At 65.2% G+C, this 9,627-nt stretch carries 10 protein-coding genes and 1 tRNA gene; all 11 read left to right on the top strand.

Features of this window, described 5'->3' with window-relative positions; translation table 11 throughout:
• On the top strand, nucleotides 1–1,040 hold a 1,040-nt coding region (locus Q1K49_RS07785), incomplete at its 5' end, for a hypothetical protein (protein ID WP_300524746.1).
• Nucleotides 1,041–1,591: 551 nt separating this feature from the next.
• Nucleotides 1,592–1,666 (top strand) — tRNA-Val (locus Q1K49_RS07780).
• Between the two features lie 584 nt (nucleotides 1,667–2,250).
• A complete protein-coding gene (gene acpS / locus Q1K49_RS07775) occupies nucleotides 2,251–2,616 on the top strand; it encodes a holo-ACP synthase (protein WP_300524743.1) in 366 nt (121 codons plus the stop codon).
• Nucleotides 2,617–2,864: 248 nt separating this feature from the next.
• Nucleotides 2,865–4,619, top strand: coding sequence for an NAD(P)H-hydrate dehydratase (locus Q1K49_RS07770; RefSeq protein ID WP_300524740.1), 1,755 nt, complete (start codon nucleotides 2,865–2,867; stop codon nucleotides 4,617–4,619).
• Complete coding sequence (locus tag Q1K49_RS07765; protein WP_300524737.1) at nucleotides 4,561–4,821, top strand: hypothetical protein; 261 nt, start codon at nucleotides 4,561–4,563, stop codon at nucleotides 4,819–4,821. Before Q1K49_RS07770 ends, Q1K49_RS07765 begins: the two co-directional genes overlap by 59 nt.
• On the top strand, nucleotides 4,818–5,699 hold the full coding sequence (gene tsaE, locus Q1K49_RS07760) for a tRNA (adenosine(37)-N6)-threonylcarbamoyltransferase complex ATPase subunit type 1 TsaE (RefSeq protein ID WP_300524734.1): 882 nt from the start codon (nucleotides 4,818–4,820) through the stop codon (nucleotides 5,697–5,699). The genes Q1K49_RS07765 and tsaE overlap by 4 nt, the downstream gene beginning before the upstream one ends.
• Entirely contained in the window at nucleotides 5,696–6,400 is a 705-nt protein-coding gene (tsaB, locus tag Q1K49_RS07755; RefSeq protein WP_300524732.1) for a tRNA (adenosine(37)-N6)-threonylcarbamoyltransferase complex dimerization subunit type 1 TsaB, read from the top strand. The genes tsaE and tsaB overlap by 4 nt, the downstream gene beginning before the upstream one ends.
• Before the next feature lie 1,019 nt (nucleotides 6,401–7,419).
• Nucleotides 7,420–7,755, top strand: coding sequence for a (2Fe-2S)-binding protein (locus tag Q1K49_RS07750; protein ID WP_213693524.1), 336 nt, complete (start codon nucleotides 7,420–7,422; stop codon nucleotides 7,753–7,755).
• Between the two features lie 2 nt (nucleotides 7,756–7,757).
• Complete coding sequence (locus Q1K49_RS07745; protein ID WP_300524729.1) at nucleotides 7,758–8,858, top strand: NAD(P)/FAD-dependent oxidoreductase; 1,101 nt, start codon at nucleotides 7,758–7,760, stop codon at nucleotides 8,856–8,858.
• Nucleotides 8,859–8,862: 4 nt separating this feature from the next.
• Nucleotides 8,863–9,366 carry a 4Fe-4S dicluster domain-containing protein gene (locus tag Q1K49_RS07740; protein ID WP_300524726.1) on the top strand — a complete coding sequence of 168 codons (504 nt, stop codon included), beginning with the start codon at nucleotides 8,863–8,865 and terminating at the stop codon, nucleotides 9,364–9,366.
• Between the two features lie 3 nt (nucleotides 9,367–9,369).
• Nucleotides 9,370–9,627, top strand: a 258-nt coding sequence (locus Q1K49_RS07735) for a (2Fe-2S)-binding protein (RefSeq protein ID WP_300524723.1), incomplete at its 3' end; no start/stop codon positions are given.

Below are 9,627 nucleotides of genomic sequence, written 5' to 3'. Positions count from 1 at the left end.
TATCATGGACGACAGGTGGCTGGAGAATCCCCTCGAAGGAGCGTGGAGCAATGCAGACCAGCAGTCGCAACAGAGCCATTTCCTGGCCGTATCCCCGGCACGAGGATTTCGAGTCGGAACTTCGCGGTCGCGCCGCCGCCTTTTTCCGGGCCAGAGGATATCCGGTGCGGAAAAAATACCCTTTCATTCTGGCCGATTGGGAACAGTGGCCGTCCAACATCATTCTCGGAAACGTCGCCGCATACGTCCGCCGGGAGAAAGAACACCGGGCGGAACAAGGAATCGGTTTTCCTCTCCATCACTACCTGCATCACGGTCTGAGCAGCCAGGCCATGCTTTTCAACCTCGTCGGTCCGTTGGTCCTCGAAAACGACTTCGAGCCGATCCGAAGCGTGCTCGCGGCAAAAGGCACGGCATGGGGCGGCGATGTCGTTTCGGCGCGCTTTGAAATCGAGGACCGAACCGTGTTCAACGAAGCGTACGGCCAACCCACATCCGTCGACGTGGTCGTTTCCGACGGGGCATCTTCCGACCTGTTCGTCGAAGCCAAGTTTGTCGAGCGGGAGTTCGGCGGATGTTCGGTTTTCAAGCGAGGGGACTGCGACGGCAGAAATCCCTCGGAGCGTTTCTCGCTTTGTTACCTGCATCACATCGGCCGCACCTATTGGCCGCTGCTCCAGAGCCACGGCATCCTCACCCCGGCATGGTCGGCGAGCCCGGTCTGTCCCCTGTCCGTCTATTACCAGTTTTTCCGCGAAGTGCTCTTCGCCCTGCACCGGAACGGCCTGTTCGTCCTTCTGCACGACGAGCGAAACCCCACCTTCTGTTGCAGCGGCCCCGACGGGGACCGGGGCCTCTTTCCCTTTCTCGTGGCGATGCTTCCTCCGGAGATCCGATCCCGCGTCATCTCCATCAGCGTACAGGACGTGTTTCAGGCGGTCGTGACAGGCTCCGGGCGTGACGGCAGACACAAGGACTGGACCGGTGCATTCGCGGAGAAATACGGCATGCCCCTCCCGGGGACGACAAAAACCACGTGAAACCACGACCGGTCCACAAGCGTGGGGGAGCCCGCCGGCCCGGCAGAACGACGGTCTACAGACTGGTCAAGGCTCTCTTCGATGCCGGTGCCGACGCGGCTTCCGACGCCGGGTAAGCTCCACGCCTGGTGAGTCCGCCTGCCCCTCCCGACCGACCTCTCCCGCCTCGCGGCGGGGGTTCTGCGCCCCCCGGGCCTTGCGATTCCGGCGACCTCTTTGCGATCCGGGCGGTGCCTGAGACACCGGCGCATCTGCGACCTGTGCGACATCCATGACCTCCGCGCTCCCTGTAACTGTTCGGACCTCTGCGATCTCTGCGGTACCTGTGATCTCCACGACTTGTGCGATACCGACGATCTCAGGAGCACCTGCGACCTCCACGACCTCCACGACCTCCGCGGCACTTGCGATCCCTGCGCTTTTTCCGCGTCATCCCCGTGCGGGGGCGCACGGTTCCCGAAGCGTGGCCGTAGCCGCAGCAACCGGAATGTCCGAATGGGTTCGGACGGTTGACAACCTCCGGTAGGGCGGGTACAATTCCTTTGCGCTGCGGGTGGTTAGTTCAGAGGAAGAACGCTTCCTTGACGCGGAAGAGGTCATAGGTTCGAGTCCTATACCACCCACCATATGCCGAAAACGGCTCTTTCTCTTCACTTTTTGGTGCGGGGAAGGAGTCTTTGTTTTTTCTCCGTCTCGAGACATTCTCGGTTTGAGAGGAGAAAAAGAGGCATCTCCGTGGTCCGCCCCGGCGGGGTCCGCACGTCGCGGCGGGAGCGCCCGTGCTCTTGCCCGGTTCTTCCGCGCCGCGTGGTGCGCGCCGCCCTGTCCCGTTTCGTATGCCGTTTTTCCCTTTTTCGCGTTTTTCCCTTCGCCGGCTTCCCGGAACGGACTATAATGTGTGAGGAAAAGCACGAGGTCACCCTCCAACGGAGATGCTCTCGACAGCGGGCGATGGAGCCGCGCAGCGGAGTCGGTCCACAGGCTTTTCCGTTTTTTTCTGGCGCGTCCGGCGCGCCCGGAATGTCCCGTGCGTTCGGGCGGTACCGTGTGGCTGGTGTCGGGTTCGGGTGCGAAGTCAGGTTCGGTATGGTTTGCGTGTCTTCCGGCTATGGCTCGCTCTCCTTCGGTTTCCCCCTCGGGACGGAAGAAGACGGCGGGACGGAGGCGGTCGGCCGTCCGGCGAAAGAGGGACGGAAGGGGCGGCAGTGCGATGATCAGGGGAATCGGAGTGGACCTGTGCGGCGTGTCTCGCCTGCGCCGCTTCATGGAGAATCCGCGGTTTCTTGAGAAGGTCTTCTCGGAGGAGGAGATCCGCTATGCCATGGAGCGCAGCGACCCCGCGAAACACCTTGCCGCGGCCTTCGCGGCGAAAGAGTCCTTCGCCAAGGCCGGCGGATGGGGCCTTGCCGCGACGGGGCTCCGCAACGTGTCTCTCCGGCGGACCGAGACCGGCCCCGTGCTCCTGCTCGCCCCCCCTGCGCAGGACCTGCTCGCCCGCATTGGCGCCGCAAGGTGCTGGGTGAGCGTCAGCCACGACGGAGACTACGCGGTGGCCATGGTTGTGTTGGAAGAGTAAAAGGGGAGAAACCGCAACGACGTGCCCTTCCATTCTAGGATCGGGCGTCGTCGGTGTGTTCGAGGCGTTTTTCGCCTCGCGATTCGGCCTTGCGGCGTAGCCCCCTCCGGGGGATCGGTCTGATGCGACCTCGCGGAGGAACTCTGCGCAGCCGAGATCCGGTGTTGAACGGTAGTAGCGTGGGAGTTTTCGGCTCAGCCCCGCTTGGGGATGCCGCCAGGTTCTTTGCGAGAGAGGAGCGGATGTCCATGATACCGTTATTTCCCTCCCGGACCGTCCGGGAGGCGGATCTCCGGGCCTCGGAGGAGTACGGCGTCGCCGGAATGGTGCTCATGGAGAACGCCGGAGCCGGGGCGTACCGGTTTCTCCGGGAGCGCTTTCCCCGAGCGCGGCGCCTGGTGGTCCTCGCCGGGGCGGGAAACAACGGCGGAGACGGCTTCGTCCTCGCACGCCACGCCCTTCTGGAGGGCCTTTTCTGCCGGGTCTTCCTCGCCGCGGATCCCGACACCTACCGGGGAGACGCCCGGAGCAACCTCGATGCGCTCCGCCTGCTCGGGGGGGATCTCCGCTGCGCCGCGGCCTGTTCGGACGCGCATCTCCTGGAGGAACTGTCCCGGGCGGACGTGCTCGTGGACGCCCTTCTCGGAACGGGAAGCACCGGCGCGCCCCGGGGGCAGGCGGCCCGGCTCATCGCTCTCGCCGGGGCCAGTTCCGTCCCGGTCCTCGCCCTCGACCTGCCCAGCGGCATCGACGCCGACACGGGAGCGGCCCACGAGCCCCACATCTCCGCCGTGGCGACCGCCACCTTTCTCGTCCCCAAGCGGGGGCTCTTCATCTTTCCAGGAGCGGATGCCGCGGGGGAGGTGCGGGTGATTCCCATCGGCGTGCCTCTGGCGGCGGTGCTGCCCGGAGGCACCGACACGGCCCTCTTCGACGGAGAGGATGTGCGGCGACTCTTTCCCTTCCGCCGGAGGGACACCCACAAGGGACGGCAGGGGACGGTGCTCGTTCTGGGCGGCTCGGCGAATTATTCCGGCGCGCCCCTGCTCGCCGCTCTGGGAGCGCTGCGCTCCGGGGCGGGACTCGTCGTCCTCGTCGTCCCCGAGGCCATCGCGGACCGCTGCGCTGCGGCTCTTCCCGAGGCGGTGCTCGAACCGGTTCCGGGAACGCGACACGGCCCGGAGACCCTTTCGGTGCTGGAGAACTGGAAATCCCGGGCGGAGGTGCTCCTGGCCGGACCCGGGCTCGGAAGAGATCCCGAAGCCCTGGCCTGCGTGCGGAAGCTCTGGCGCACCTGGACCACCCCGGTGGTGTTCGACGCGGACGCCCTCTTCGCCCTGGCAGACCCCTCCGGGAGCATCTCGCCCCGGGCCGACGCCGTCGTGACCCCCCACGAAGGGGAGTGCGCCCGCCTTCTCGGCCTTCGGAGCACCGACGTGGCCGCCGCCCGCCTTGATGCGGTCCGCCGTCTCGGCGAGGCCCTGGGGTGCGCGGTGCTCAAGGGGCCGCACACGCTGGTCCATTCGCCGGGGATACCGAATGTCCCGGGCAGCCCCGGCGTTTCGGGCATGCTCGACCTGCCGGCGGCGTCCGAAAGGCCGGAGATGCCGACGCCCGGTGTGCCGCACGTGCCGCCGGTGCCTAACATCTCCGCCGTGGCGGGTGCGCGGAGAGCGGACACGCCCCAGGCGCCCGGTGCGCCGGGAACAACCCTCGTCATCGCCTCGGGCTCGCCCGGCCTCGCCGTTCCCGGCTCCGGAGACGTCCTTGGGGGCGTTCTCGCGGGGCTGCTCGCCCGGGGACTTGCGCCGAGAGACGCTGCGGGAGCGGCCTGCTGGCTCCACGGCGCCGCGGGGGAGCGCCTGGCGGCGACGCGGGGCGAGGAGGGACTTCTTGCCTCGGAGATCGCGGAGGCCCTTCCCGGGGTCATCGAGGAGGTGCGCCATGGAAAGACTGGAAAAAGAGCGACAGAAGAAGCGGAAGCACCGTGTCGATTGGGATGAGGAAGAACGCCTCACCGAGCGGAGCCGGATTCGGGGGCTCAAGTGGCATCTCGTGACCTTTTTTACGGTGCTCCTCTTTCTTCTTATGATAAAGATACAGCACCGCGACTGGTCTCTCGGGCCGTCGTTCCTCGTCCTCGGAGGACTCGCCGCGGGGACGCTCCTTATGATTCTGCTGGCCGGGAGGAAAAACAGAAAGTGACGCGAAACATCATGACCCAAGGTGCGCAACTCTCCCAAGAGGACTGCCGCTCCGGGGGGGATGCCTCGTCCCGCCCCGGAGGCGCCTCCTCCGTCGAGTCCTTCTTTTTTCTCGCCGCATCGCCCGAGGAGACGGCGCGTCTCGCCCGGGCCTGCGCCGCCCGGAGCTTTCCGGGACTCGCCATCCTCCTTGAGGGCGACCTCGGTGCGGGGAAAACCCAGTTCGTACGCTTCTTCGCGGAGTACTTCGGCAGGCGCGGCGTGCGCAGTCCATCCTTCACCCTGGTGAACGAATACAAGGGGGATCCCCTCCTCGTGCACGCCGATCTCTACCGCATCTCCCTCGGCGATCCGGTGCTCCGCGACCTGGAGGAGGCGCTTCGAGCCGGTGCCGTTCTTCTGGTGGAATGGGCGGACCGCTGGACGGACAGCGCCGGAGAGGAGCAATGGCGCCTCGTCTTCGCCTTCGACGAGGGAGAAGAGGGGAGTGGTGAAGGGGGCGAATCCTTTCTCACGCGGCGGCGCATCCACTGCACGGCCCTGGGAGAGCGGGCCCGGCGGAGCCTCGGAGCGGTAAAAGAGGACATGGGCCTCTCCGGCACGAACACCGGAACCAACGCCGGAGCGGACCGCCCCGAGACGAGCGCTCCGGGCGCGCCCCTCCTCGGCACGAACGCCGGAAGGCGCACCGGAACGAACGGCCCCGAAAGAGGCGGCTCCCTCTCCGGAGCGAACCGCTCCGACACGAACGTCGCCGGAACGGACCGCTCCGACACGAACGTCCCGGGCGCGCCCCTCTTCGGCACGAACGCCGGAAGGCGCACCGGAACGAACGACCCGGGGCGAACAGAGCCCGGAAAAGGAGGCGAAACACCATGAGCCTGGTTCTGGGCATCGACTGCTGCACCAGGAGAACGAGCGTCGGCTGCTGCGACGACGGCGTCCCCCTGGGGGACATCGCCCTCGACCTGGGGCGGCGGCAGTCCGCGCTGCTGCCCTTTCTTGTGGAACAGCTCCTCCGGAACGTGGAGGCCACCCTCTCCGACGTGGATCTCATCGCCGTGACCATCGGCCCCGGAGCCTTCACGGGAGTGCGCGTGGGTGTCGCCTACGCATCGGCCCTCGCGGAGGGACTGGGCGTTCGGGTCGTTCCCGTGTCCACCCTGAAGGCCCTGGCCATGGCGTTTCCCGTGCCGGAGTTCCTTGTGGTGCCCTACCTGCGGGCCCGAAAGGGACAGTACTACCTCGCCGCCTACCGCTTCGCCGCCGTGCCTCCGGACCCCGCCGTTTCTCCGGGCGCACCGAACGTTCCGGCTCTTTCGGCGGCGTCGGTGCTGGAGCCCGCGGTCCTCGCCGAAGAGGAGATCCTCCGCTTCCTGGCCGGGCACTCCTGCCGGAAAATGCTCGTCGGCGCCGGAATGGAGCACCTCGCCGCCTCCCTGGGGCCGGAGGTCTCCCTGCTCCCCGCAACGGCTCTTCCGGGCAGTACCGTGGCCCTTCTCGGCGAGTTCTCCGGCGAGAAACCCCTTGCGCCGCAGGAGATCCGCCCGGACTATCTCCGGGGTGCCGACATCGGCTGAGGACATGCGGGGCATCTCCGGAGCCCGCTTCGGTCGGCCCTGTTTCTCTTTCCCAAGGGGTTTCCGGCAATGCGGATTGTCCGGAATATGCCGAGATCAAAAGAAGTTTCTCTTCTCCAAGGGGTTTCCGGCAAGGGGAACATCGGAAGAGCGGCATCGAGCAGCGATGTTCTCTTTTCGCAGGGATCTTTGAAAATCGTCGTTTCTTTCGCAAGGATTTCCGCCGCCCTCTCCGGGGCTCCGGAAGGGGTGTTCCGGAAAGCTTTTCGCAGTGCCGTAGGAGTTTCAAAGGGGCTCTCCGATGCGGCGGGGACGCGCTTCCGGTCGCGCCGGGAACGTTTCCCTGTCCCGCCGGAATTTTTCGGGATGTCCGCAGATTTCTCGCAGCGCTTTTCCCGACACCGCGGAATGTCTCCGCTGCCTCGCGGTTTCGGCGGCATTGGCGCGACATCTCCGCCGCTTTTCGGGGCCTTTTCCGCCGTTCCGGGAGAATCTTCCCCGCCGCTGCCGCTCCGGAGAAACATTTTTCGCCGTCCCGTGAGATTCTTTTGCGCTCCAGCACCGCATTGTCGTGCGGATTTTCGTCAATTTCCCACAGTACCTTTCCGAGTTCGCGGGAATTTGCGCGGTTTTCAAGGAAACGTCTCCGGTTGTGCTCCGACTCCCCTCCGGTTTCGGTGCGTTGCCGCGGAGGATTTTCGCGAATTTTCCCCGCTTTTGCGAGCATACCTGCGAAACATCCCGCTTCCGCGGCGATTTCCGGGGCATCCTCCCCGAGAGCACCGAAAAGGGGGGAAAGGAAGCAAAAGGGATCTGGCACATCTCTGATATATACGGTATACTTTACGCTGTACATCAGATTGAATTCGACAGTGGATGTCTCTATGGATTCGGGAAAAGTTTTTTCTGACTGTTCTGAATTCGGTCCCATGTCGAGGAGGTGACCGGAGAGTTTCGAGAATGCGGTCATTGTGGGGGAGTGTCATCTACTTTTTGGTTGGGGAGGGGTGGCAATGGCAATGCGACTCATCCAGGAACATCCCATACTCGATTTCGAGCACGGGAAGAAGAAGAAAGTGCGTTTCACCTTCGACGGCACCGAGATGGAAGGCTTCGAAGGGGAACCCATCGCCATGGCGCTGCACGCCGGAGGCGTGCGGATCTACCGTGAGACGCCGGAGATGAAGCGTCCCCGAGGATTCTTCTGTGCCATCGGCAAATGCTCGTCCTGCTTCATGGTCGTGGACGGAGTCCCGAACGTGCGGACCTGCATCATCCCCCTTCGCGAGGGCATGAGCGTCGAAACCCAGCGCGGCCGCGGCGAAGTGCGCAGCGAAGAGGAAAGGAGGGTTTGAGCGTGCGGACCACGGAAATCCTCGTCATCGGAGGTGGCCCCGCCGGTCTCTCCGCCGCCATCGAAGCCGCCACCCTCGGAGCGCAGGTCACCGTCGTCGACAGCGACCTCAAGCTCGGAGGCCAGCTCATCAAACAGACCCATAAATTCTTCGGGTCCAAGGACGAATACGCCGGAACCCGCGGGTACAAGATCGCCGACATCCTCTTCGACGACCTCAGGAAAAACGCCGACCGCATCGAAATCCTCTCCGACTGCACCGCCACCGGCTACTACCCCGAGGACGGCACCGTCACCTGCATGATCGGAGAAGAGAGCTACTTCCGTATGCAGCCCAAGAAAATCGTCGTCGCCACCGGAGCCCAGGAACGGCTCATCCCCTTCCCCGGCAACGACCTTCCCGGCGTCTACGGAGCCGGAGCCGTCCAGACCCTCATGAACGTCTACGGCGTCACCCCCGGCGACCGCGTCCTCATGGTCGGAGCCGGCAACATCGGCCTCATCGTCAGCTACCAGCTCCTCCAGGCCGGAGTCCAGGTGTGCGGCGTCGTCGAATTCATGCCCAAAGTCGGCGGCTACTGGGTCCACGCCGCCAAGATCCGCCGTCTCGGAGTGCCCATCTACCTCCAGCACACCATCGTCGAAGCCCTGGGCGAGCGCACCGTCAGCGGCGCCGTCATCGAGAACCTCGCCCCCGACTGCACCCCCGGCGGCAAACGCACCACCATCGACTGCGACATCATCTGCATGGCCGTCGGACTCGCCCCCACCTGCGAACTCCTGTGGCAGGCCGGATGCGACATGAAATTCATCCCCCAGCTCTGCGGACACGTCGCCCTTCGCGACCCCTCCATGCGGACCAGCCATCCCGACATCTGGATAGCCGGAGACGCCGCCGGAATCGAAGAAGCCTCCTCCGCCATGGTCGAAGGCCGGATCGCCGGTCTCGGCGCCGCCGGAGCCTGCGGCCACGGCACCCCCGAAGAACGCAAAGAGCGGTTTGCCCACTACAGCGAACGCCTTGCCGACCTCCGGGCCGGAGAAGTCGGCGAAAAGATCCGCATCGGCGTCAGCGCCGCCTGCGTCCAGAAATGGGAGGAATAACCCCATGACCGACAACGAGAAGACCTTCAACAGCGGCATCCTCACCGGAGAGCGCCCCGGCGCCGTCCTTCCCCCCAAAGAACTTTGGGAGACCAAGAAGAACGGTCTCGTCCTCATCGAGTGCCCCCAGCGCATCCCGTGCAACCCCTGCGCCACCGGCTGCCCCACCGGCGCAGTCATCCCCTTCGAGGACATCAACGACACCCCTCGGATCGACTACAGCAAATGCACCGGCTGCGCCATGTGCGTGGCCAAGTGCCCCGGGCTCGCCTGCTTCGTCGCGGACCTCACCTGGGGAGAGAAGGAAGCTCTGTTGAAACTCCCCTACGAGATGCTCCCCGTCCCCGCGAAAGGTCAGACCGTCGCGTGCCTGAACCGCCAGGGCGACGAAGTGCACCGCACCCAGGTCGTGGGTGTCACCCAGCCGTGGAAGGACAGGACCTACGTCGTCTCCGTGGCCGTGCCGAAAGAACTCGTCTCGGAAGTCCGGGCCGTGAAGGTGGTGTGAGACATGGAGAAGGAAGTCATCGTCTGCCGTTGCGAGGAAGTCACCATGGAAGAGATCCGCGAATGGATCGGCAAGGGATACGACACCTTCGACGAACTGAAGCGCGTTCTCCGTGTGGGCATGGGCCCGTGCCAGGGCCGGGGCTGCCGTGAGATCATCCTTCGGGAGATCGCCAGGATCACCGGAACCCCCTACGCGGAGATCCCTCCCGGAACCATCCGTCCCCCGGCAAAACCCGTCAAGCTCGCTCTGCTGGCGGAA

The organism is Aminiphilus sp., from assembly GCF_029975095.1.
Classification (GTDB): Bacteria; Synergistota; Synergistia; order Synergistales; family Aminiphilaceae; genus Aminiphilus.
This window is presented reverse-complemented; position numbering and strand designations above follow the sequence as displayed.